The following is a 22,769-nucleotide window of genomic DNA, read 5'->3' as shown; positions in this document are numbered from 1 at the left end:
TTCCAGTCCCAGGCCGCGCGCGGCGTTGGCGCTGGTGCGGTTCGCCTTGTCGAAGCTGGTCTTGTAGATGATGCCGACGTTCAGCCGTTCACCGATCTCCTTCAGGGCATGGGCCATCTCCAGGGCATGCTGGCGGCTTTCCAGCTGACACGGTCCGGCGATGAGGGCGATGCGCGCGCCGCCGCCGATGACCACGGGGGTCGTGATGCCGTTGCCGGACAGGGTGATGACGGCGTTGGGGGCACTCATGGGCGAGCCTTCCGGGGAGACAATCTGACGGGTGGTGCGTTGGCCTTCGCACCCTTATGGGGCGGTCAGGTGGCCGTTCGCGCCTGATGTTTCAACCTATCACGGAGATCAGCGGCGTGACCACCAAGGCGCAAGACGGTTCGGCCCCCGTGATCCTGTGGTTCCGGCGCGACCTGCGGCTGGCGGACAACCCGGCCCTGAACAAGGCCCACGCGACCGGTCGGCCGATCCTGCCGGTCTACATCCACGACGAAGGCGGGGGCGCGCGCGCAGCGGGGGCCGCCTCCCTGTGGTGGCTGGACAAGTCCCTTCGTTCGCTTGCGGCATCGCTCGCCGAACGGGGCGCGACGCTGATCCTTAGACGAGGCGATTCGGAAACCGAGCTGCGCCGCCTGATCGACCAGACCGGTGCGGACACGATCTTCCTGAACCGGCTGTTCGAGCCCGACGCCTGGACCCGCGACGCCGACATCGCCCATGCCCTGAAGGCGGAGGGCGTCGAATGCCGGGGATCCAACGGCTCGCTGCTGGCGCTGCCGGGTTCGCTGCTGAATGGCACCGGCGGGCCCTACAAGGTTTTCACGCCCTTCATGAAGGCCCTGCGCGCCCAGGCCGAACCGCCGGGTCATTCGACGGGACCCCGCTCACTGGGTGTTGCGCCGATCGTCGATAGCGAAGACATCGATGACTGGGGCCTGCACCCCACCAAACCGGATTGGTCCCAGGGATTCGACTGGACGCCGGGCGAGGACGGGGCGTCCGAGGCGCTGCGCCGTTTCCTCGACGGTGGTCTCAGAAACTATGCCGAAGGCCGCGATCGCCCGGCCGAGCCCGCGACCAGCCGACTGTCGGCACACCTGCATTTCGGCGAGATCAGTCCCTGGCGCGCCTGGATCGCCGCGCGCGACACGGCCGACGCAGGCAGGGTCGCGTCGAACGAAGCCGACAAGTTCATCGCCGAGCTGATCTGGCGCGATTTCTCGGCCCATCTGCTCCACCATTTCCCCACCCTGCCGGATAGGGCCTTCCGCCCCGAATATGACGCCATGCCGTGGCGCGACGACGAGGCGGGCTTCAGGGCGTGGACGCGCGGCATGACCGGCTACCCCATCGTAGACGCCGGGATGCGCGAATTGTGGACCACCGGCGTCATGCACAATCGCGTGCGGATGATCGTGGCATCCTTCCTGATCAAGGACCTGCTGATCGACTGGCGGCGGGGCGAGGCGTGGTTCTGGGACACGCTGGTCGATGCCGACCTCGCGTCGAATTCTCAGAATTGGCAGTGGGTCGCGGGATCCGGAGCGGATGCGTCACCGTATTTCCGAATCTTCAATCCGGTCACCCAGGGTCAGAAGTTCGATGCCGATGCCGTCTACGTCAAACGCTGGATACCCGAATTGGCTCGCGTTCCGGCCAAGTGGATCCATGCCCCGTGGGAGGCTCCGCCTGAGATATTGCGCGACTGCGGCGTCCGCCTGGGCACAACCTATCCCCGGCCCAACGTCGATCATGCCAAGGCCCGGGACCGCGCTCTCGCCGCGCTCAAGACTGTCACCGCCGAAAGACAAGATGCCGCAGCCGATTGACCGGCGTTCGGCCTTCAACGCAGGTTGCCATCCATGACTGTCCAGCTTGCTCATTCCGAGGTCGCCCTCGATCGTACGCCGCGGGTGTTCGCCCTGCTGATCCGCCTTTTGTCAGCCAACTGGACCTATGGCCGCCTGACGCTGACCCTGCCCAACGGCGAGGTTCACCGGCTCGAAGGCGAGACGCCGGGACCCAGCGCCGTCATGAACGTGCTGGACTATCGCTTCGCCGGCCGCGTCCTGGCCAACGGCGATATCGGCTATGCCGAGGGATACATGGCCGGGGAATGGGACAGCCCGCATCTGGCCGTGCTGCTGGAGACCCTGGCCAACAACTATGACCACATCCGTCGGCTGTTCGACGGCAACGTCGTGATGCTGGCCGTCAACTGGATCGCCCACAAGCTCAACCGCAACAGCCGTCGCGGGTCGAGGAAGAACATCACCGCCCACTACGACCTGGGCAATGCCTTCTATGCCGAATGGCTGGACCGCTCGATGACCTATTCGTCGGCGAAGTTCCTGAATCCGTCCGAGCCCCTGGAAGTCGCCCAGACCCGCAAATACGCCGCCCTGGCCCAGGCCATGGATCTGAAGCCCGGCATGAGCGTGCTGGAAATCGGATGCGGCTGGGGTGGGTTCGCGGAATATGCGGCCAAGGAAATCGGGGCGACCGTCACGGGCGTGACCATTTCCCAGGAGCAGCACGATCTGGCCAGGGAACGGCTGTTCAACGCCGGTCTGTCGGAGAAGACCCGGATCGAGCTGATGGACTATCGCGACATCACCGGCACCTTCGACCGGGTCGCCTCCATCGAGATGTTCGAGGCGGTCGGCAAGGAATACTGGGGGGCCTATTTCGACAAGGTCCACGATGTCCTGAAGCCAGGCGGCCGCGCGGGCCTGCAAATCATCACCATCCAGGAAGAGCTGTTCGAGGAATACAACGCCCGGACCGACTTCATCCAGAAATACGTCTTCCCCGGCGGCATGCTGCCCAGCGAGGCACGACTTCAGCCGGTGGTCGAGGCCGCGGGCCTGTCATGGGACAGCGTCGACCGTTTCGGCATCGACTATGCGGACACCCTCAATCGCTGGGACCTGCGTTTCCAGGGGGCCTGGGAAGACATTCGCAAGATGGGTGGATTCGACGAGCGTTTCCGCCGGCTGTGGCGCTTCTACCTGGCCTATTGCGAGGCCGGGTTCCGCTCGCGCCGCACCGATGTGATCCAGCTGGCCCTCACCCGGACCTGACCACGGCCCCCAGCATGGTCCGCGCGGCCTCGGCTTCTGCCAGCAAGGCGGCGCGGCGCTCGGGGCCGAAGTTTTCGAGGGTCCGATAGGGCATGGCCAGCCGCACGTTGTCGCTCAGCCGTGGCCGATTTCGCTCCAGAAAACCCCAGTACAGCCGGTTGAACGGACAGGCCTTTTCGCCCGCCTTGGCCTTCACGTCATAACGGCACGACCCGCAGTAGTCGCTCATCCGGTCGATATAGGCCCCCGACGCCGCATAGGGCTTCGACCCTACGATCCCGCCGTCGGCGAAAGTGGCCATACCCCGGGTGTTGGGCATCTCCACCCATTCGTAGGCATCGGCATAGACGCTCAGATACCAGTCATCGACCGCATCGGGATGTACCCCCAGCAGCATGGCCAGATTGCCCGTCACCATCAGCCTCTGAATGTGGTGGGCATAGGCGTTGTCCCGCGTCGTCGCCACGACATCGGCCACACAGGCCATGTCCGTCTCGCCGGACCAGAAAAACCACGGCAGTTCGCGGTCCGCGTCCAGGAAGTTGCGCTGCCGATACTCAGGGACTTTCAGCCAATAGATGCCACGCACGAACTCGCGCCAGCCAAGGACCTGCCGGATGAAGCCCTCGACTGCATTCAGCGGTGCCCGGCCCTTCCGATATTCGATCTCCGCCCGCCTGCAGACGTCCAGCGGATCGAGCAGTCCCAGATTGATCGAGGTCGAGATCAGCCCGTGCCACATCCATGGCTCGCCCATCGCCATCGCATCCTGCCAGTCGCCGAACTTGGGCAGGACCTGGGACAGGAAGTCGGCCAGCACGGCCTCGGCCTGCTCCGCCGTCGTGGGCCAGCCGAAGGTGTCGGTCGTGCCGAAATGTTTGGGGAACAGGCGCTCGACATCGGCGATGGCCTCGAGCGCCACCGCGTCGGGCGGCGTGCGCAGACGCTCTGGCGGACGAACGCCCTTGGTCAGACCCTTGCGGTTCTCGGCGTCATAATTCCATTTACCGCCAGCCGGCTGGCCGTCGTCCAGCAGGATGCCGGTCGCCTTGCGCATCTCGCGGTAGAAGAACTCCATCCGCAGCGACGACTTGCCCGACGCCCAGCGGCGGAACCGGTCGTGCGAGCAGATGAAACGGGCGTCGCCACGGATTTCGACCGGCAGCCGGGTCGATGCGGCGAAGGCGGACAATGCCTCCGCCAGCCGCCACTCGCCGCAGTCAGTCATCACGACAGCCTCGAACGGCTGGCCCGCCAGCGCACGTTCCAGCTCTCCGACGATGCTGTGCGCGTTTTCGCCATCGTCGATCCGGACGTAGCGCACCGTCACTCCTCGCCCTTCCAGCCGCCGAGCGAAGCTGCGCATTGCGGCGAAGATCAGGGCGATCTTCTGCTTGTGATGCCCGACATAGGTCGCCTCGTCCCGGACCTCGGCCATCAGGACGACGTCGCGGGCAGGATCGAGGTCGCGCAGCGCCGACAGGGCGTCCGACAGCTGATCTCCCAGCACAAGACGCAGGACGCCTGCGCCTGCCGACCCACCCGTGCTAAGCTCGGCCATGACCTCGTTCCTGATCTCCACCGACGACCTCGCTCGCGACCTGAACGCGCCCGATCTCCGGATCGTCGATGCCAGCTGGCACCTGGATGGCCGGGACGCCCGCGCAGAGTTCGAGAGCGCTCGAATCCCCGGCGCAGTTTTCTTCGACCTCGACGCGGTCTCTGACCACAATACGGACCTGCCGCATATGCTGCCCACCGCCGCAGCCTTCGCCAGGGCGGCGGGGGATCTGGGGATTTCGGCGACCGACCGGATCGTCGTCTACGACACCGTCGGCCTGTTCTCAGCGGCGCGGGTGTGGTGGACCTTCCGCCTGATGGGCGCGCGGGACGTTCGTGTGTTGGACGGCGGCCTGCCCCGCTGGCGGTCAGAGACGCGCGCGGTTCAGTCCGGGCCGGTCTCTCCCATCACGCCCGCGACCTTTGAACCGGTGCAGAGGCCGGGCGCGGTCGCCGACATGGCCACGGTTCTGGCTGCCCTCAGCGGGGACGCGCAGATCGTCGATGCCCGCCCTGCCCTGCGCTTCCGGGGCGAGGCGGCCGAGCCCCGCGCCGGTCTGCGTTCGGGCCACATGCCCGGCGCGCTGAACCTGCCGTTCAAGGCCCTGCTAGACGACACCGGCCGCCTGCTGCCGGCCACCGATCTGAGGACTCGTTTCGCCGAGGCCGGCGTGACGTTCGACCGACCGATCATCACCAGTTGCGGTTCCGGTGTGACGGCCGCCATCCTGACCCTCGCTCTGGCCGAACTGGGAGAGGACAGCGCCCTCTACGACGGGGCCTGGGCCGAATGGGGCGGCCGGCCGGACACACCAGTCGCCGCAGCCTGATCGTCAGGCGGGCGGCGCCACCGGATAGGGCTCATTGCCCGGCACCACGTCGTCCGTTTCGCCGCGCGACACGACGGTGGCCAGCACCAGATCGCCGGTAACGTTCAGCGTCGTGCGGCACATGTCCAGGAATCGATCGACGCCCAGAATCAGACCGATCCCCTCGGCCGGAACGCCGACCATGACCAGAATCATCGCCACGACCGGCAGGGACCCGGCCGGCACGCCGGCAGTCCCGACGCCTCCCAGAATACAGACCAGCATGACGACGACCTGCTGGGTGATCGTCAGGTCGACCTGGAAGAACTGCGCCAGGAACAGGACCGTCACCCCCTCGAACAGGGCCGTGCCGTTCTGGTTAGCGGTGGCCCCGACGGTCAGGACGAAGCGGGCGATCTTGCGCGGCAGCTTCAGCTGTTCCTCGGCCGCCTTTAGCGACACCGGCAGGGCGGCGTTCGACGACGCGGTCGAAAACGCCACGACCATCGGCTCGCGCACACCCCGGAAGAACTTCAGCGGGCTCATGCCGCCGCCAATCCAGACGACTAGCGGATAGACGACCGACATGTGGATCGCCATCGCGCCCACCGCCACTCCGACATAGGCCGCCAGTCGCACCAAAAGGTCCCAGCCGAACAGGGCCGCCAGGTTGAACATCAGGCAGGCGATGGCGATCGGGGCCAGTTTGATGACCATGTTGATCAGCTTCATCGTGACCTCGAGGATACCCTCGATCACCTGCTGCAGCCGGTCGGTGGACGGCGATTTGGCCATGACCAGCCCGATTCCGAAGAACAGGGCGAAGATCATGACCGGCAGGATCTGGTTCTCCGACGCCGCCGTGAAGACGTTGGACGGGATCAGGTCCAGGAAGAACTGGCCGAACTGGATGTTCTCGGGCGCCTTCTCGACGATTGCAGCGGCCCCTTCCGCCCCCTGCGCCAAAAGCTGTTGGGCCAGGGCCGGATCGACGCCGTCCCCGGGCCGGAAATAGTTGACCATGCCGATCCCGATCAGCACGGCGATGCCCGAAACCACGATCGTCAGAAGCAGGGTCTTGATCCCCGCCCGCCCCAGCGATTTCAGGTCGCCCATCTCGGCCACGCCGACGACCAGGGCCGAGAACAGCAGCGGGATCACCAGCATGAACAGCAGGCGCAGGAAGATCTGACCCGCCGGCCCGGTGATGTTCGACGTCACGAACTGGACCCAATAGTTCTCAGGCCCGACGACCTGGTTGACGTAAAGCCCGGCCGCCAGTCCGACCGTGAAGCCGATGAGCATCAGCCAATGGAGCGCGATCCCGCCCTTTTTCGTCGTATCCATTCGTCCCCCGGAAGGCCTCGACCGCGACGCGCGCGAGCCGATCGTATGTCAGCGGACCGGCAGCCCGTAGATCAGGCCGGCCGGTCGAGCGTTCCATTGTGCATTGAGACCGCGCGCCAGGTCGAGCGCCGATTGCGAGCCCAGGTTTCGCTCGAAAATTTCGCCATAGTTCCCACCGCTTGCGATGGCATCCCTGGCCCAGCCATCTGACAGACCCATCCGCGAGCCGAAGCCGCCCTGCATGCCAAGCAGGCGGCGGACCTGCGGGTCGCGCGCGGACTTGGCCTGGTCCGCGACATTGTCCTGCGTCACGCCGAGTTCTTCGGCCAGTATCAGGGCGTTCTGGGTCCAGCGCACGATCGCCGTCCACTGCTCGTCGCCACGCCGGACGACCGGGCCCAAGGGCTCCTTGGAAATGATGTCCGGCAGAATCATGTGCTGGCCGGGATCGGACAGCGTCGTCCGCGCCGCCGCCAGGGCGGAGACGTCGGCCGAGAAGGCGTCGCAATCCTCGCGGCCGTAGGCCTGCCTCGCCGCCTCCTCCGTCGGCAGAACGACCGCACGGTACTCGATGCCCCGGCTCTTGAAATAGTCGTCGACGTTCAGGGCGCTGGTCGATCCGGACTGAACGCAGATGCGCGCGCCGGTCAGCTCGGTCGCGCTGTTCAGGGTCAAGGCACGGCGAACCAGGAAGCCCTGGCCATCGTAGTAGTTGACGCCAGCGAAGCTAAGATCGCCGCCGGTGTCGCGCTCCATCGTCCAGGAGGTGTTGCGCCAAAGCACGTCGATGCGGCCATCCGCCAGAGCTTGAAATCGGTTTTCCGCCGTCAGAGGCACGAACCGGACGGCACTCGCGTCACCCAGGACCGCGGCGGCCAGGGCGCGACAGAAATCCACATCGAAGCCCCGCCATTCGCCGCGATTGTCCGTATAGGCGAACCCGACCAGACCCTGGTTGACCCCACAGTTCAGACGCCCCCGTTGCTTGATCGACGTCAGAGTCGCGCTGGTCACGACCCTGTCCGGCCCGGCTTGAGAAGCAATGGTGGTGGACGCGGGTGTCGCGGGGGTTTCGGGATCGGGCTTGCCGCACGCAGCGAGAACGGCCAGGGCGAAGATCGCGCCCGTCCAGATCGAGAAACCCGTGGCAGGCTGGCCCATGGTTCGTCCTAAGTCACAGATGCACGACTCTCGTCGCCCGAGGCACCCCGCTGCTTTAGAAGACTTCGGCGTCCCCTCTGCAACCCTGGAGACAGCCTTTGGCCCCCCTTTCCGATCGTACGCGTCTGATCGCGTCAGCGACGCGACGCGGCGACGGCCGTCGACCGGTCAACCCGCCGATCGAGCGTGCGTCCACCCTGCTGTCCGACTCGGTCGCGGATATGCGCGACGCAACACTCGGACCGCTCTACGGCATCGAGGGTACGGCATCGCAAATCGCCCTGCGCCGGGCGATCGCGGATTTGGAGGCGGCCACCGACTGCTGGCTGGCCCCTTCGGGCCTGATGGCCGTGACCCTTCCGCTTCTGGCCTTGACGCGTCCGGGCGACGAGATCCTGACGACCGACGCGGTGTATGGACCGGTCAGACGGTTCCTCAGCCGCCACATGGCCGCTCGAGGAGTCAGCATCCGGTTTCATTCCGCCGATGCATCGGCCGTCGAGATCGGTGCTCTGATTGACGATCGCACCCGATTGATCCTGATCGAGTCACCCGCCTCCCTGACCTTCGAGATGATCGACGTCCCTGCCCTCGCCCGAACGGCGCGATCGCGCGGCGTAGTGACGGTGATCGACAATACCTGGGCTGCCGGACTTGCGTTCAAACCCCTGACGCACGGCGTCGATGTCAGCGTTCAAGCCCTGACCAAATATGTCGGTGGCCATTCGGATCTGATGATGGGGTCGGTCTCGGCCACCCGACCCGATATCTGTGAGGCCCTGGCGCAGGCCGTGGAGGACATCGGCGTCTTCGTGTCCCCAGACGACGCCTGGCTGGCACTGCGCGGCCTGCGGACCCTGCCCCTCAGATATGCTGAACAGGCCCGTTCCGCTCTAAAAGTCGCGAGATGGCTGGACGCGCGGCCAGAGGTTTCCAGGGTTCTGTATCCCGCCATGCCCGGTGACCCGAACCACGATCTCTGGTCACGCGACTACGCCGGCGCGGCGTCGCTGTTCGGCGTGGTGATGGACGGGGGCACCACGGCCTCGGCCCATGCCCTCCTGAACCGGCTGACGCTTTTCGGCCTGGGCTATTCCTGGGGCGGCTACGAGAGCCTGATCACCCACGAGACGCCGCAGATGGCGTGGCGCCGATCGCCGCGGAACCTCGAGGGTCCGCTGTTGCGTCTTCACATCGGCCTGGAAGATCCCGCAGAGCTGATCGACGATCTTGAGGCTGCGCTGGAAGACTGGACGAAATCCTAGCCGCCGATCTCCGGCATCATGCCGGTGACGAAACCGCGCATGCCGGTTTGCGGCTGGAGCATTCCGCGCAGGAAGTTCACGGTGTTCGCAGCCTCGTTTTCGAACGCGAACCGGCTCTGGGTGAAGCGGCAGTTGACGAAGCTGGGCTGCGGACCGCCCTTGTAGACGAGTTCGGCGTTTCTGAACTCGCACTCGGTGAAGGTCTTGCCGTCCAGGATCAAGCGGCCCTGCAGGACCTGGTTGCGAACGTCGGACATCGGGTTTCCTCAAAACGATGGCGCACCCAGCAGGACTCGAACCTGCAACATCCCGCTTAGAAGGCGGGTGCTCTATCCGGTTGAGCTATGGGTGCTCTTGGCGCGGAACACACACTGTGATCCGCAGCGGCTGCGTTAGCCGCAAACCCTAGTGCGGCTCAAGTAGCGAGCCGCCGCGCGGCGAGGGATAGCCGCCCGCTTCGCTCAATGCGTCCAGGGCTGCTTGCGGTTGGTGGCGAAGTTATCGGCATAGGCCTTCAGGATCACGGGCGGTTCCTGCGGCTCGTGCAGTCGGAAAGGAATGCCGTGGCGCTCGGCATAGGCGACGGCCTCTTCCCGTGTTTCGAAGGTCAGACGCACCTGCCCGTTCATGTCCGACGAACTGGTCCAGCCCATCAGCGGATCGATGGTGCGCGCCGACGCCGGTTCGAAATCCAGCCGCCAATCCTTCGACTTGGCTTTTCCCGACTGCATTGCGGTCTTGGCGGGGCGATAGATGCGAGCCAGCATGGCGGTATCTCCACTCATCGTGGCTCAAGTAGCGGAGCGCCGCGCGCGAAGCGATAGCCACACTTTCAATAATGGTCGGAGTGAGAGGATTCGAACCTCCGACCCTCTGGTCCCAAACCAGATGCGCTACCAGGCTGCGCTACACTCCGGCGGAGGGGTCTGCCAGCATCCGGACGCGGCCGCAACGGGAAGATGGCGTCAGGGCTTGAAAAAAGGGTGCCGGACCGTCGATCCCGGCACCGCTCCGATTTCCTCGGCGCGGCCCGCGCGCAGTTCCAGCACGCCGTTGGCGGCGCCATTCGATGGCAGGGTGGTCTCGGAATAGGGCGTGGCGTGGCTGGCGATCGAGATGATGCGGCCGGTCGGATCAATGTAGATGATGTCCAGCGAGCTCGGCGTGTTCTTCATCCAGAAACCCTGTTCCTCGGCCACCGGGAACTCGAACAGCATGCCGCGATCGTCTTCCAGGGGTGGACGGAACATCAGCCCCCGCTGCCGCTCGGCCTCGTCATCGGCGATTTCGACCATGAATTCGTGCTCGCCGCTGGCCGTGACGATCGTCAGCGGCTCAAGGGGGCGTCCCGCCGCATCGACCGGCCCCGCATCCTTGGCGCAAGCCCCGGTCAGAAGCGACAGTCCGATTCCGACTGCGACCAGCAAACGTCTCGACAGCATGTCCGCCCTTTCGGGGCGGGATCAGCCGCCCGGTTTGATTTCGGCTACGACCAAGCCCTTGGGGCCTGACGCGAAGCGTACCGTGACCGTCTCACCGGGGACCAAGTCGTCCAGTCCGCAACGGCGCAGGGTCTCGATATGGACGAAGATATCCCCCGGATCCGTTTCACGCACCACGAAACCGTAGCCCTTTGTCCGGTTGAACCATTTGACCACGGCAGGCTCAAGGCTCCCCGTCGTGGCGCTCGAGACCGAAAGACTGCGCGAATCAGTTTTCAGGCCTTCGTATCCGGCGCGACGGGGCATCAGCGTGTCCGGCTCGCCTGCGCCCAGATCATACACCTGAACCACCTGCCAGCCCTTGGTGCGCCGCGCGCAGTCGCAATGGATCGACGCGCCTTCGCCCGCCAAATCCAGTCCCGCGTCCCTCAGACTCGAGACATGCAGGAGAACGTCCTTGTGATCGGTCTGCCCCGGATCGTCGGGCACGATGAACCCGTACCCCTTACCCGGATCAAACCATTTAACCCGCCCGGCGACACGGACCACATCGGTCGCCTCCAGGCTCTCATTATCAGACACGTCCAGCCCCCCGGCCTGCACACCATGCAGACCCCTTTCCGTTTAACACGGTTCAGTGAACGCGGGAAAAGCGAAAAACGCAGGTTTTCTGCCGGCGACCCGCGCTATCCGGGTCGATTGATGCACCGACGACACCGCCGCCGCTTCCAACGGCAATAATGCCGCATTGGATGGTGGTCCGATATCGATGTCTGGGGAGAAATCCCGCGTGGCAGTCCCTAGGGGAGTCGAACCCCTCTTTTCAGGTTGAAAACCTGACGTCCTAACCGATAGACGAAGGGACCGCTGCGCGAGAGCGGGCGATATAGCGGGCGATTCCGGGGGGCGCAAGCGCCCTTTCGACTAAACCGCCATACGGGGATCGGCGATGTCCTCGATCTCGAACTGGACGCCCTTTCGACCGTTCCAATCGTCCGCCTTAAGACGACCGACGACACTCAGACCACCCTGCCCGGCCAGCAAGGCCCGGCCCGTGGACAGGTCCGCGCAGCGCCAGGCAATGGCCTTGATGGCCGCGCCGTCAGTCCCGACCAGCCGGCATCGAACATGACCCCCATTCATCTGCACCGGCTCGCGAGCCTGAACGCCGCTGAGCGCGAACAGCGGTTCAGGGTTGGCCGGACCGAAGGGGGCAAGGCGTTCGAAGCCTTCGAACACGGCTCGGGTCGCGGCACCCGGATCGATCAGGGCGTCGACCTCGACCCAGTCCAGCGCATCGGCGTCCGCCTGCTCGCCAGCCAGCGCTTCGTTCAGGAAATCCCTCAGGGCGTCGATCCCCGTTGGTCGTACGGTCAGACCCGCTGCCATGGCATGCCCCCCACCGGCCAGCAGGAGCCCTTCGCGCCAGGCCGACTGGATCGCGCGCCCCAGGTTCATTCCCGGCTGCGACCGGCCCGACCCCTTGCCGACGCCGGCCACCGCATCGACGCCGATCACGACGACGGGCTTGCGCCATCGCTCGCGCAGTCGCCCGGCGACGATGCCGACCACGCCCGGATGCCAATCGTCGCCCGAGACCACGACGACAGCCGAGCCGTCGGCGTGGTGCCCCACTGATTCGACGCGGCGCGTGGCAGTATCCGTGACCTCCCGCTCGACTTCGCGGCGAGCGACATTCAGCGCGTCCAATTCCTCGGCCAGCGCCAGCGCCTCCTGCGGATCCTCCGTGGACAGCAGGCGCGCGCCCAGGTCGGCCCGACCGATCCGGCCGCCCGCATTGATCCGGGGCCCAAGAATGAAGCCTGCATGGCTCGACTTGGCCGGACCGGGCTCGTTGCCCGCGACGGCGAGCAGGGCCTTCAGGCCAGGATTGCCCCAGTTCGACATGACCTTCAGACCCAGGCCCGTCAGCGCGCGATTGAAGCCGGTCAGGCCGGTGACGTCGCAGATGGCCCCGAGGGCGGCCAGATCCAGCCACTGGCGAATGTCGGGCTCCGGCGTCTCGGCGAACAGGCCCCGCTTGCGTGCCTCTCGGTTCAGCGCCGCCAGCAGCACGAACACCACGCCCGCCGCCGCCAGATTGCCCTGGCCCGAGGTGTCGCCCGGCCGGTTTGGATTGACCACGGCGACGCAGGCGGGCGGCTCCTCGCGCATCATGTGGTGGTCGATCACGACGACGCGCAGTCCGATCGCGCAGGCATGGGCTATCGCCTCGTTCGCCGCCGCGCCGCAGTCGACGGTGATGACCAGATCAGCCCCGGACGCTTTCAGCCGGTCGAAGGCCGTGGGGCTGGGACCATAGCCCTCGGTCAGTCGGTCTGGGACATAGATCGGCAGGCCGCGCCCCAGGGCCCGGAACCAGCGGACCAGCAGTGCCGCGCTGGACGCCCCGTCCACATCATAGTCGGCGAAGACGTGGATGCTGTCGCCCGTCTGGATCGAAGTCACGATCGCCTCGGCGGCGATGTCCATATCCATGAAGCTCGATGGATTGGGAAACAAAGACTTCAGCGTCGGTTCCAGGAAGGCGGCCCCCTCCTCCGGCTTCACGCCCCGCGCCGCCAGCGCCCGGGCCAGGGGTTCGTCCAACCCCAGCGCCTGCATATGGGCCCGGATCACCGACGGCTCGGCCGGACGCTGCCGCCAGGCCCTTCCCGACAGCGACCGGGACACATCGAGGAACCCCGGCGTCAGACCGCCCGCTGGGGCTCCATCCGCCATCAGAGGGGGCGGGTCGTGCGGATGCGGCGCACGGTCCGGGTCGAGGAATCCATGACCAGCGTATGGGTCGTGACGAAGTTCGCGCCCATCTGCACCCCGTCCAGCATGGCTCCCTTGGTCACGCCGGTGGCGGCGAAGACGGCGTCCTTGGACACCAGTTCATGCAGATCGTACTTCCGATCGAAATCTGTCACGCCGGTCCGCTGGGCCCGCGCGCGCTCGTCGTCGTTGCGGAACAGCAGCCGGCCCTGGAAATGCCCACCGACGCACTTCAGCGCCGAGGCGGCCAGCACGCCTTCCGGCGCCCCGCCAGAGCCCAGATACAGGTCGATGCCCGTCTCCGGCTCGGCCGTGTGGATCACGCCTGCGACGTCGCCGTCAGTGATCAGCATGACCTTGGCTCCCACTTCGCGCAGGGCGGCGATCAGCGCCTCGTGGCGAGGACGGTCCATGACGCACACGGTGATCTGATCGGGTCGCACACCCTTGGCGGAGGCCAGAGAACGGACGTTGTCGCCGGGTTTCATGTCCAGATCCACGGTCCCGGGTGCATAGCCCGGGCCGATGGCGATCTTGTCCATATAGGTGTCGGGTGCGTGCAGCATGCCGCCGCCGGCCGACATCGACAGCACGGTCAAGGCATTGGCCATGGCCTTGGCGGTCAGGGTGGTGCCTTCCAGAGGATCGAGCGCGATGTCGATGGCCGGGCCTTTGCCCGTCCCGACCTTCTCGCCGATGTAGAGCATGGGGGCTTCGTCGCGCTCGCCCTCGCCGATGACGATCTTGCCGTCGATATCGAGGCTGTTCAGCGCCGTGCGCATGGCGTCCACCGCCAGCTGGTCGGCGTGCTTCTCGTCGCCCCGCCCGATCTGGGCCCAGGACGCGATGGCGGCCAGTTCGGTGACCATGGCGGCGTCTGCCGCGAGCGTCGAGGCGAAGGGGGCCGTGTCAGCCATGTGCAGTACTCCTGAGGGGATGATCCCCGGATTCTCTCGACCGGGCGATGAATTTCGCAGATCAGCGCGGCGCGGGGGTCCGATCGATCGGGGGTGGTGCGGTGCCGCGCCGGCGAAGCTCGGCGGCGAACGCGTCGACATCGGCCTGTGTCTGGGCGGTCGCTGGGGCGATCTGTTGCGAATCGATGCGGGCCTTTGTCTCGGCGGCAAAGGCTTCGGTATCGCCCAGCGTCCATTCGATCCGCGAGGCCTCTCCGGCCAACGCTCCGGCCGAGGCTCTCAACGTATTCACGCGCGCCGCCACCTCGATCGGCGCCGGTGTATCGGTCGAGGTCCTCGGAAAGTCAGCCCAGCGCGGATATTCGCGATTCGCATCGACCAGGGCCTGTACGCGCGGCGCGATGGGTGAGCTGGCCTCGGTCGTCGGATTGAACGCCCCGGCACATCCGGAGGTCCCGGCCAGGGCCAGAACCAGTCCCGCTATCTTTTTCGCCTGATGCGCGTTCATGTCGGGGCCGGTCATATGCCATGATGATGACAGGCGGAAGGGCGCAGCACACGTCCAGACCGATCAGGAAGCGCACAAGGACCCCATGGCCCGGACCCCGACACCCCCGCCCCCGACGCTTGCCGCGGCCAAGGCTCCGCGAAAGGCCGGTCGGCCGACCTCGGCAAGGCCTCGCGCCTCGACGCCGAAACCGAAGGCGATCGTCGAGCCCGAGGTTCAGGCGGCCGTCGAACCGGCCTCGAACCGCGAAGCAGAGACAGTATCGCCCTTCGCCATCCCGGACATCGCCGCCGATCAGCGCCAGATGATCGAGACTTTGTCGCTGAACCTGGCCCGCGCGGCCATGACGGCCCAGTCCGCGATCGCCGAGGCGGCCCTGTCGCAAGCCGACCGCCCCGCCGCCCTGTCGCCCGACCCGTTCAACGTCGGCCCGGCCATGAACTCGGTGATGACCAGCCTGGCCGCCCGCCCGGACAAGCTGTTCGCCGCCCAGGCCGACCTGTTCAACCGCTACATGGACCTGTGGGCGTCCACCACGCGCCGTGCGGCGGGCGAAGAGGCTCCGCAACCGACCAAGGACAAGCGGTTCAAGGACCCGGCCTGGTCTGAAAACCCCATGTTCGACATGATGCGCCAGTCCTATCTGGTCACTTCGGACTGGATGAACGGCCTGGTCTCTTCGGTCGAGGACGTCGATCCGATCACGAAGCGCCGCGCCGAGTTCTTCACCAAGCTGCTGACCGACGCCTTCTCGCCCTCGAACTTCCTCGCCTCCAACCCGGCCGCGCTGAAGGCGATGGCCGAGACCAACGGCGAATCGCTGGTCAAGGGGATGCAGAACTTCGCCGCCGATCTGGAACGCGGCATGGGCAAGCTGAAGATCAGCCAGGCCGACTATGGCAAGTTCGTCGTGGGCGAGAACGTCGCCACCGCGCCCGGCCAGGTCGTCTGGCGCGACGAGCTGTTCGAGCTGATCCAGTTCGATGCCGCCACCGATAGGCAGCGCGCCATCCCCCTGCTGATCTTCCCGCCCTGGATCAACAAATTCTACATCATGGATCTCCAGCCCGAGAACTCCATGATCCGCTGGCTTTCGGCCCGGGGTTTCACCGTCTTCGTCTGTTCCTGGGTCAATCCCGATGTCGACAAGGCCGGCTTCGGCTTTGACGACTATCTGGAGAAGGGCATCTATCGCGCCGTCGAAAAGGCGCTCGAGCAGTCGGGCTCAGACACCTTGAACACCGTGGGCTACTGCATCGGCGGCACGTTGATGGGGGCGGCGCTGGCCCATATGGCGGCCAAGGGCGACGCCCGCGTCGGCTCGACCACCTTCTTCGCCGCCCAGCACGACTTCGCCGAGGCCGGCGACCTCTTGCTGTTCACCGACGAGCACTGGCTGGCCCAGGTCGAGGCACAGATGGACGCTGCAGGCGGCGTCCTGCCCGGCGCAGCCATGGCCGAGACGTTCAATGCGCTGCGGGCCAACGACCTGATCTGGTCCTTCTTCGTCAGCAACTATCTGATGGGCAAGTCGCCGGCGGCCTTTGACCTGCTGTTCTGGAACGCCGACCAGACCCGCATGCCCAAGAAGCTGCACATGGACTATCTGCGCTCCATGTACGGGCAGAACCGGCTGTCGAAGGGCGAGTTCGAGATCGGAGGCATCACGGTCGATCTGTCGAAGGTGGCCATCCCATTGTATTTCCAGGCCAGCCGCGAGGATCACATCGCGCCGATGAACTCTGTCTACCGGTCGGCCAAGGCGTTCAGGAACGCCGATGTCACCCTGACGCTGGCGGGATCGGGCCATATCGCGGGGGTCATCAACCCGCCCAGCGCGAAGAAATACCAGCACTGGACCAATGACGCCCTGCCCGCGACCTTGGCCGAATGGCAGGCCGGCGCGGTCGAACATCCCGGCAGCTGGTGGGAACACTGGGCCGCCTGGCTGCATGACAAGTCCGGCACCTGGGTCGCGGCACGCGATCCTAACGCGGGCCCGTTGAACCCCATCGAGCCCGCCCCCGGCAGCTATGTGAAGGTCAAGTCTTGAAGATCGAGCCCAATCTCGTCCTGGCCTTTTCGACCGGTACGGCCCTGACGCTGCTGGTGCTGACGGCGGGCGTGTTCGGGCGGCCGGACTACCAGCTGCGGTATGCCATCATCGCGGTCGTCTTCTCGGCCTGCTACGTGGCCCTGAACACCCTGATCGAGCGGCGCGCGCCCGCGCCCCCGCCGCCGATGATCCCCGAGCGCGTCGTGGGCGTGCCCGTGGCGATGGTCATCCCGCTGATCGTTTTGGCATTCGCCGCCGTGCCGGTATTCCTGCCGGGCCGGGATTTCGCCCTTCTTGTGATCGTCGCGACCGTGCTGTTCGGCCTGACGGCGAGATCCGCGATGCGGGTCAAACCCTAGGGTCAGGCCGGCTGGAAGGTCAGCGCCACGCCGTTGTTGCAGTACCGCTTGCCCGTCGGGCGCGGACCGTCGTCGAAGACGTGCCCCTGGTGTCCCAAACAGCGGGCGCAGTGATATTCGGTACGCGGAATGCCGATGGCCAGATCGGTCTTCATGCCCAGCGAGCCGGGGATGAAATCGTAGAAACTGGGCCAGCCCGTGCCTGAATCGAACTTGGTCTGCGAGCGGAACAGCGGCAGTTCGCAGCCCTTGCAGATGAAGGTTCCGGCACGGTGCTCGTCGTTAAGAGGGCTCGTCCCCGGCCGCTCCGTCGCCTCGTGGCGCAGCACATTGTAGCTGGAGGCCGGCAGGCGCGCGCGCCACTGGGCATCGGTGATCCGTCTGAACGGCGAGGTCGCGTACTGGGCCTCCGACGCATCCGCTTCTCCGGGCGAGGAACAGGCCGCGAGGCCGGTGGCGGCGGCACCCAGCAACAGGCTGCGGCGCGATGTCGTGAAGGTCTGTGTCATGCCCTACATACGTCGGCATGACGCGAGAGGTTTCAAGGCGACGAATAGACCTTCCCCATTCTTCATGGGGGAAGGTCTTACGGATCAAACCAGACCTGTCGCCTCGTCCAGCCCCAGCATAAGGTTCAGGTTCTGCACCGCCGCCCCCGAGGCCCCCTTGCCGAGGTTGTCCAGCAGCGCCACCATCCGCGCTTGCGAGCCGTCCCGGTCGCCGAACACATACAGCCTCATTGTGTTGGTGCCGTTCAGGCCCTCGGGGTCCAGCCCCGTCATAGCCTCGGTCTCGTCCAGCCCGGCCACCTCGATGAAGCGCGCGCCGTCATAGGCCTCGACCAGGGCCCCGTGCAGCCGATCGATCGACGGCGTCTCCGGCAGGGCCGCCAGATGCAGCGGCACCTCGACCAGCATCCCCTGGCGATAGGCACCGACGGCCGGGGCGAACAGCACCGGCACGTGCAGGCCGCTGTGCCGGGTCATCTCCGCCACATGCTTGTGCCGCAGCGACAGGCCATAGGCGCGGAAGGCGGGAGCGCCCTCGCCCTGTTCAAGCTCGGCAATCATTGATTTCCCGCCGCCGGAGTATCCTGACACGGCATTGACCGTGACCGGCCAGTCGACAGGCACCAGCCCCGCCTTCACCAGGGGTCGCATCAGGCCGATGAAACCGGTTGGATAGCAGCCGGGGTTCGAAACTCGCCGCGAGCCGACGATCTCGCCGCGCTGGACCGCGTCCATCTCGGGGAAGCCGTAGGTCCAGCCGGTCGCGACGCGGAACGCCGTGGAGGCGTCGATGACCCGCACATCCGGTTTTTCGATCATGGCGACGGCTTCCTTCGCCGCATCGTCGGGCAGGCACAGGATCACCGCGTCCGCCGCATTCAGCGCCTCGGCCCGCGCGGCCGAATCCTTGCGGCGATCGCCGGTGAGCGAGATGAACTCGAGATCGGCACGCCCCTCCAGCCGCTGCCGGATCTCCAGCCCCGTGGTCCCGGCCTCGCCGTCGATGAAGATGGTGTGGGTCATTCTCGTGATCCAAAGAAAAAGGCGCTCCAGGTTTCCCCGGAGCGCCTTTGTATTCCAAGTCGCGGTTGCGACTAGCGCTTCGAGAACTGGAAGGACTTGCGGGCCTTGGCGCGGCCGTACTTCTTGCGCTCGACGACGCGGCTGTCGCGGGTCAGGAAGCCGTGAGGCTTCAGGACCGGGCGCAGCGCCGGCTCATAGTGCGTCAAGGCGTGCGACAGGCCGTGGCGGATGGCGCCGGCCTGGCCCGACAGGCCCGAACCCTCAACCGTGCAGACCACGTCGAATTCGGTCTCGCGACCGCAGACGACCAGCGGCTGGGCGATCATCATGCGCAGGATTTCGCGAGCGAAATACTGCAGCTGGTCCCTGCCGTTGATCGTGAACTTGCCGGTGCCGGGCATGACCCAGACGCGCGCGATGGCGTTCTTGCGCTTGCCGGTCGAATAGGCGCGACCCTGGGCGTCGACCTTCTTCTCGTAGACGGGCGCGGAGTTGTCGTAGCCGTTGTCCGAGGTGGTCGTGAGGCCCTTCAGGGCGTCGAAACCCGTGGCCGCTTCTTGCGTGACGTCGGTCATGGCTTAGAGGCTCCGGGTGTTCTTGGCCGAACGGCCGGCGAAATCGATGGTCTCGGGCTGCTGGGCTTCGTGGTCGTGCGAAGCGCCGGCGAACAGACGCAGGTGCGTCATCTGCTTGCGGGCCAGGGGGCTTTCCTTGGGCAGCATGCGCTCGACGGCCTTCTCGAGCACGCGCTCGGGGAAGCGGCCGCCCAGCACCTTCTGCGGGGTCGTCGACTTGACGCCGCCCGGGTGCCCGGTGTGGCGATAGTAGACCTTGTCGGTGTTCTTCTTGCCGGTGAACACCACCTTGTCGACGTTGGTCACGACGACGTAGTCGCCCGAGTCCACGTGCGGAGTGTAGGTCGGCAGGTGCTTGCCACGCAGGCGCATGGCGATGAAGGTCGCGAGACGGCCCACCACGACGCCTTCGGCATCGATATGGATCCACTTCTTGTCGACCTCTGACGGCTTCAATGCAGCCGTGGTGCTCTTCAGCATGAGGTGTTTCCTGAAACAGGGGCGAAACGGGGTCGAGCCGGACGGACCGGAGCGAGCGAAGGCGCGCTAGTAGAGGAAGGGTCCACAGCCGTCAATGGCACGGCGAAGCACCAATCAGCTATAACGCACTGATAAAAATGTGTTTTTTAGCAACGGTATTAAAATACCGCATGAGGCCAGCGCTTATCGACGCGGTCCGGACGTAAAAAGCCGTGGCTGCGAGCGCCGCACCATCCACAGGTTGGCCGTCGCCAGTGCCAGCACGACGGCCGCTCCCGCCTGGTGCAGCCCGCCCAGCCAGAGCGGCACCACGCTGATCAGGGTCACGACGCCCAACAGTGCCTGCATCCACAGCGCGCCACCGACCACGAATGCCGATGTGCCCAGCCCCTCGGCCAGCTTCCAGCGCCAGGCCTGGACCGCATACACAGTCCCGCCGATCAGCAGGCCATAGGCCCAGATCCGATGGTTGAACTGCACAAGCGCCTGGTCGTGCAGGAAGGCCCAGCCCCCCTTGCCCCAGTCGACCGGAGCCAGCAGAGCGCCATTCATCATCGGCCAGTCGTTGTAGATGAAGCCCGCCTTGGCCCCGGCCACCAGCCCGCCCAGCAGGCACTGGATGAACACGGCCCCCAGCAGGACGGCGGCCCCACGGCTCCAGCCCTGCGGCGCGCGGTTGTGCTCCTGACCGTTCCAGGCCTCCAGCCCGGTCCAGATCAGGCCCATGAAGATCAGCAGGGCCAAACCCAGGTGTGTCGCCAGCCGCTCCGGCGCGACATCGACCCGTTCCGACAGACCCGACGACACCATCCACCAGCCGATGACACCCTGCATCCCGCCCATGGCCAGCAGCAGGGCGCAGCGCCAGATGAGGCGCGTCGGCAGGGCCAGCCGCCCCAGCCACGACCGCTCAGGGAACAGCAGGCACGCCAGAAAGAAGAAAAACGGCAGGGCGAAGACCGCCCCGACCAGCCGCCCCACCAGCCGGTGCGCCCACTCCCACCAGAAGATGGACTGGAACTCGCCCATGCTCATGCCCGCATTGACCTGGGCATACTGGGGAATGGCCTTGTATTTCTCGAACGCCTCTGACCAGTCGGCGGCGTTCGTGGGCGGCAGCGCCCCCATGATGGGCTTCCACTCCGTGATCGACAGGCCGGACCCTGTCAGGCGGGTGATGCCCCCGATGACCACCATGGAGAACACCATGGCCGCGCAGGCGAACAGCCAGATCGCGACGGGACGAGATTGATCGGAACTTCCGAAACGCTTCATTCGACGCCTGTCGATTGGACGGATACAGTGACGCCCTGTCCCGGTTGGGTCGGGCTACCGGCGCGGTATGCTCCCGCCCGGTGGCAAGATCGAGTCGGGTTTGATGACGCAGGCGTTTCCGACCGGACGCGCTTCAGGAGATGGCCTTGGAATATGCCGATATCGTCGCGACAGCCGTCGGGGTCTTCGCCGTCGCCTGGATCGCCGACATGGTGACCGGTCGCCGCGGCCTTTTCGCGGCCTCGCTGGTGGCGGGCGTCAGCGCCGCCTGCGGCTGGTTCCTGGCCGTGCGCGTCTTCGACGTGGCGACCATGGACGGCTTCCTGTGGACCGCCTGGGCCTTGGGCGGTGCCGTGCTGGGCCTGATCGCCTTCTACCTGTTCCGGAACACCCGCTGATGGGACTGCGCACTCGCCGCGCGGTGGCTTCCCTCGGGATCGTCGCCTTCCTGACTTTCTACGTCTGGGCCGTCGTCAGCCTGGGCGCGCGCTTGCCTGAGCACCCGCTGGTGCATCTGCTCTTCTACGGCATCGCGGGAACCGCCTGGGGCGTGCCACTGCTGCCCCTTCTGAGCTGGGCGGAAGGGCGACCGTTCGGTTTTGGGCGGTCGAAGTCTGAATAAGGGACCGGGTCAAGGGAAGATGGTCGGAGCGACAGGATTCGAACCTGCGACCCCTTGACCCCCAGTCAAGTGCGCTACCAGGCTGCGCCACGCTCCGAGAGGCCGGTCCTATAGCGGGGGGTTGGCATCCCCGCAAACCCTAAAAGTCGCAATCGTGTTCAGGCCGCCAGAACAGCGTCGAGACGCGCGCGCGCCGCCTCCAGATCGGCCAGAATGTTCCGCAAACGGACGTCGCCATCACCCGACACCGCGTGAGGTTTGCGACCGGCCCGCTCGCTTGCCGCTCCCAGTTCGGCATCCATGCTGAACGTCGCCTCCGGATCGCCATAGGCGGCCAGACGCGCCAGACCCTGATCCTTGTGCAGACGCTGCACGCCCTTGATAGTCAGGCCCTCATCGTGCAGCAGCCGACGGATCGCCTTCAGAATGACGATGTCCTGGGGTCGATAGAAGCGCCGCCCCCCGGCCCGTTTCACCGGCGTGATGAAGGCGAACTTGGTTTCCCAGAACCGCAGCACATGCTGGGGGGCACCCACGGCTTCGGCAGCCTCGGAAATGGTCCGAAAGGCGTTAGGGCTCTTGGCCATCAGCCGCCGTTCACCGCGCCGTGCACGCGCGACTTCATGATCTGGGACGCGCGGAAACTGATCACGCGGCGCGGGTTGATGGCGGCTGGCTCACCGGTCTTGGGATTTCGACCCATGCGGGCGCGCTTTTCGCGCACCTGAAAGACGCCAAATCCCGACAGCTTGACCGTGTGTCCCTGCTCCAGGCTCTCGACGATGATTTCCAGCGTGCGCTCAACCAGGCTGGCGCATTCCTGTCGCGACAGGCCGACTTCCTCGAGCACGGCCTCGCACAGGTCCGCGCGGGTCAAGGTCTGCAGTTCGCCCAAGGCCTGATCCCCTCATTCGACGCCGCGTATGGCCCCGTTCCCAGCCCTCCATAAAAGAGGAAAACGGCGCGAAGTCAAAGCACACCGAGGCCG

Annotated in this window: 25 protein-coding genes, 4 tRNA genes and 1 pseudogene; 8 read left to right on the top strand and 22 right to left on the bottom strand. The window is 66.0% G+C overall.

What is annotated here, in order from left to right; genetic code table 11:
- A pseudogene (locus AC1DW4_RS14660) lies at positions 1-249 on the bottom strand (3-deoxy-8-phosphooctulonate synthase); the annotation flags it as partial.
- 86 nt (positions 250-335) lie between these two features.
- Here AC1DW4_RS14660 and AC1DW4_RS14655 point away from each other — a divergent pair.
- Together AC1DW4_RS14655 and AC1DW4_RS14650 are read left to right on the top strand one after the other, a co-directional pair.
- Positions 336-1,838, top strand: a complete 1,503-nt coding sequence (locus AC1DW4_RS14655) for a cryptochrome/photolyase family protein (RefSeq protein ID WP_477017991.1) — start codon at positions 336-338, stop codon at positions 1,836-1,838.
- Between the two features lie 33 nt (positions 1,839-1,871).
- Positions 1,872-3,092, top strand: coding sequence for a class I SAM-dependent methyltransferase (locus tag AC1DW4_RS14650; RefSeq protein WP_477017990.1), 1,221 nt, complete (start codon positions 1,872-1,874; stop codon positions 3,090-3,092).
- Here the strand turns inward: AC1DW4_RS14650 and AC1DW4_RS14645 are convergent.
- On the bottom strand, positions 3,079-4,653 hold the full coding sequence (locus AC1DW4_RS14645) for a cryptochrome/photolyase family protein (protein ID WP_477017989.1): 1,575 nt from the start codon (positions 4,651-4,653) through the stop codon (positions 3,079-3,081). The two genes, AC1DW4_RS14650 and AC1DW4_RS14645, sit on opposite strands and share 14 nt — an antisense overlap.
- On the opposite strand from AC1DW4_RS14645, the gene sseA reads away from it, so the two are divergent.
- Positions 4,652-5,482 carry a 3-mercaptopyruvate sulfurtransferase gene (gene sseA, locus AC1DW4_RS14640; protein WP_477017988.1) on the top strand — a complete coding sequence of 277 codons (831 nt, stop codon included), beginning with the start codon at positions 4,652-4,654 and terminating at the stop codon, positions 5,480-5,482. The genes AC1DW4_RS14645 and sseA overlap by 2 nt on opposite strands.
- Before the next feature lie 3 nt (positions 5,483-5,485).
- On the opposite strand, the gene AC1DW4_RS14635 is transcribed toward sseA, so the two are convergent.
- Entirely contained in the window at positions 5,486-6,808 is a 1,323-nt protein-coding gene (locus AC1DW4_RS14635; protein WP_477017987.1) for a dicarboxylate/amino acid:cation symporter, read from the bottom strand.
- Between the two features lie 48 nt (positions 6,809-6,856).
- Entirely contained in the window at positions 6,857-7,969 is a 1,113-nt protein-coding gene (locus AC1DW4_RS14630; protein ID WP_477017986.1) for an amino acid ABC transporter substrate-binding protein, read from the bottom strand.
- 98 nt (positions 7,970-8,067) lie between these two features.
- On the opposite strand from AC1DW4_RS14630, the gene metC reads away from it, so the two are divergent.
- Complete coding sequence (gene metC, locus AC1DW4_RS14625; RefSeq protein ID WP_477017985.1) at positions 8,068-9,234, top strand: cystathionine beta-lyase; 1,167 nt, start codon at positions 8,068-8,070, stop codon at positions 9,232-9,234.
- Here the strand turns inward: metC and AC1DW4_RS14620 are convergent.
- The 10 genes from AC1DW4_RS14620 to AC1DW4_RS14575 all read right to left on the bottom strand — a co-directional run bounded on the left by AC1DW4_RS14620 (position 9,231) and on the right by AC1DW4_RS14575 (position 14,882).
- Positions 9,231-9,491 (bottom strand): hypothetical protein, encoded by a 261-nt coding sequence (locus AC1DW4_RS14620; RefSeq protein WP_477017984.1) that lies wholly within the window; start codon positions 9,489-9,491, stop codon positions 9,231-9,233. The two genes, metC and AC1DW4_RS14620, sit on opposite strands and share 4 nt — an antisense overlap.
- 18 nt (positions 9,492-9,509) lie before the next feature.
- Positions 9,510-9,586 (bottom strand) — tRNA-Arg (locus AC1DW4_RS14615).
- A 109-nt stretch (positions 9,587-9,695) separates the two neighbouring features.
- Entirely contained in the window at positions 9,696-10,001 is a 306-nt protein-coding gene (locus tag AC1DW4_RS14610; RefSeq protein WP_477017983.1) for an ETC complex I subunit, read from the bottom strand.
- Between the two features lie 72 nt (positions 10,002-10,073).
- Positions 10,074-10,150, bottom strand: a tRNA-Pro gene (locus tag AC1DW4_RS14605).
- Between the two features lie 49 nt (positions 10,151-10,199).
- Positions 10,200-10,676 carry a DUF192 domain-containing protein gene (locus AC1DW4_RS14600; RefSeq protein ID WP_477017982.1) on the bottom strand — a complete coding sequence of 159 codons (477 nt, stop codon included), beginning with the start codon at positions 10,674-10,676 and terminating at the stop codon, positions 10,200-10,202.
- Positions 10,677-10,697: 21 nt separating this feature from the next.
- Positions 10,698-11,258 (bottom strand): cold-shock protein, encoded by a 561-nt coding sequence (locus AC1DW4_RS14595; RefSeq protein ID WP_477017981.1) that lies wholly within the window; start codon positions 11,256-11,258, stop codon positions 10,698-10,700.
- Between the two features lie 209 nt (positions 11,259-11,467).
- Positions 11,468-11,542: transfer RNA gene (locus tag AC1DW4_RS14590), tRNA-Glu, on the bottom strand.
- A gap of 58 nt (positions 11,543-11,600) precedes the next feature.
- Positions 11,601-13,418 (bottom strand): single-stranded-DNA-specific exonuclease RecJ, encoded by a 1,818-nt coding sequence (gene recJ / locus AC1DW4_RS14585; protein WP_477017980.1) that lies wholly within the window; start codon positions 13,416-13,418, stop codon positions 11,601-11,603.
- On the bottom strand, positions 13,418-14,374 hold the full coding sequence (gene glpX, locus AC1DW4_RS14580) for a class II fructose-bisphosphatase (protein WP_477017979.1): 957 nt from the start codon (positions 14,372-14,374) through the stop codon (positions 13,418-13,420). Before glpX ends, recJ begins: the two co-directional genes overlap by 1 nt.
- A 61-nt stretch (positions 14,375-14,435) precedes the next feature.
- Positions 14,436-14,882 carry a hypothetical protein gene (locus AC1DW4_RS14575; protein ID WP_477017978.1) on the bottom strand — a complete coding sequence of 149 codons (447 nt, stop codon included), beginning with the start codon at positions 14,880-14,882 and terminating at the stop codon, positions 14,436-14,438.
- A gap of 85 nt (positions 14,883-14,967) precedes the next feature.
- Between AC1DW4_RS14575 and phaC the strand changes: the two genes are divergently transcribed.
- Together phaC and AC1DW4_RS14565 are read left to right on the top strand one after the other, a co-directional pair.
- Complete coding sequence (gene phaC, locus AC1DW4_RS14570) at positions 14,968-16,935, top strand: class I poly(R)-hydroxyalkanoic acid synthase (RefSeq protein WP_477017977.1); 1,968 nt, start codon at positions 14,968-14,970, stop codon at positions 16,933-16,935.
- Positions 16,932-17,297, top strand: a complete 366-nt coding sequence (locus tag AC1DW4_RS14565; RefSeq protein WP_477017976.1) for a hypothetical protein — start codon at positions 16,932-16,934, stop codon at positions 17,295-17,297. Before phaC ends, AC1DW4_RS14565 begins: the two co-directional genes overlap by 4 nt.
- 2 nt (positions 17,298-17,299) lie before the next feature.
- On the opposite strand, the gene msrB is transcribed toward AC1DW4_RS14565, so the two are convergent.
- The 5 genes from msrB to AC1DW4_RS14540 form a co-directional block, all read right to left on the bottom strand.
- Positions 17,300-17,806, bottom strand: a complete 507-nt coding sequence (msrB, locus tag AC1DW4_RS14560) for a peptide-methionine (R)-S-oxide reductase MsrB (protein WP_477017975.1) — start codon at positions 17,804-17,806, stop codon at positions 17,300-17,302.
- A gap of 84 nt (positions 17,807-17,890) precedes the next feature.
- Positions 17,891-18,829, bottom strand: coding sequence for an N-acetyl-gamma-glutamyl-phosphate reductase (gene argC, locus AC1DW4_RS14555; RefSeq protein WP_477017974.1), 939 nt, complete (start codon positions 18,827-18,829; stop codon positions 17,891-17,893).
- A 71-nt stretch (positions 18,830-18,900) separates the two neighbouring features.
- On the bottom strand, positions 18,901-19,404 hold the full coding sequence (gene rpsI, locus AC1DW4_RS14550; RefSeq protein WP_477017973.1) for a 30S ribosomal protein S9: 504 nt from the start codon (positions 19,402-19,404) through the stop codon (positions 18,901-18,903).
- 3 nt (positions 19,405-19,407) lie between these two features.
- Positions 19,408-19,884, bottom strand: coding sequence for a 50S ribosomal protein L13 (rplM, locus tag AC1DW4_RS14545; RefSeq protein WP_477017972.1), 477 nt, complete (start codon positions 19,882-19,884; stop codon positions 19,408-19,410).
- A gap of 183 nt (positions 19,885-20,067) precedes the next feature.
- Entirely contained in the window at positions 20,068-21,159 is a 1,092-nt protein-coding gene (locus tag AC1DW4_RS14540) for a COX15/CtaA family protein (RefSeq protein ID WP_477017971.1), read from the bottom strand.
- A gap of 146 nt (positions 21,160-21,305) precedes the next feature.
- Here AC1DW4_RS14540 and AC1DW4_RS14535 point away from each other — a divergent pair, with 146 nt between their 5' ends.
- Together AC1DW4_RS14535 and AC1DW4_RS14530 are read left to right on the top strand one after the other, a co-directional pair.
- Entirely contained in the window at positions 21,306-21,557 is a 252-nt protein-coding gene (locus AC1DW4_RS14535; RefSeq protein ID WP_477017970.1) for a transglycosylase, read from the top strand.
- Entirely contained in the window at positions 21,557-21,781 is a 225-nt protein-coding gene (locus AC1DW4_RS14530) for a DUF2842 domain-containing protein (protein WP_477017969.1), read from the top strand. The genes AC1DW4_RS14535 and AC1DW4_RS14530 overlap by 1 nt, the downstream gene beginning before the upstream one ends.
- A gap of 20 nt (positions 21,782-21,801) precedes the next feature.
- On the opposite strand, the gene AC1DW4_RS14525 is transcribed toward AC1DW4_RS14530, so the two are convergent.
- From AC1DW4_RS14525 to AC1DW4_RS14515, 3 genes are all read right to left on the bottom strand, one after another.
- Positions 21,802-21,878 (bottom strand) — tRNA-Pro (locus AC1DW4_RS14525).
- A gap of 61 nt (positions 21,879-21,939) precedes the next feature.
- The gene (locus AC1DW4_RS14520) at positions 21,940-22,368 is read right to left on the bottom strand and encodes a MerR family transcriptional regulator (RefSeq protein ID WP_477017968.1); all 429 of its coding nucleotides are present in this window, start codon (positions 22,366-22,368) and stop codon (positions 21,940-21,942) included.
- A complete protein-coding gene (locus AC1DW4_RS14515; RefSeq protein ID WP_477017997.1) occupies positions 22,368-22,667 on the bottom strand; it encodes an integration host factor subunit alpha in 300 nt (99 codons plus the stop codon). Before AC1DW4_RS14515 ends, AC1DW4_RS14520 begins: the two co-directional genes overlap by 1 nt.
- Between the last annotated feature and the right edge of the window lie 102 nt (positions 22,668-22,769).

The organism is Brevundimonas sp. P2_A6, from assembly GCF_056404975.1.
The sequence above is the reverse complement of the archived record's forward strand: the minus strand, read 5'-3'. Positions and strand labels throughout refer to the sequence as shown.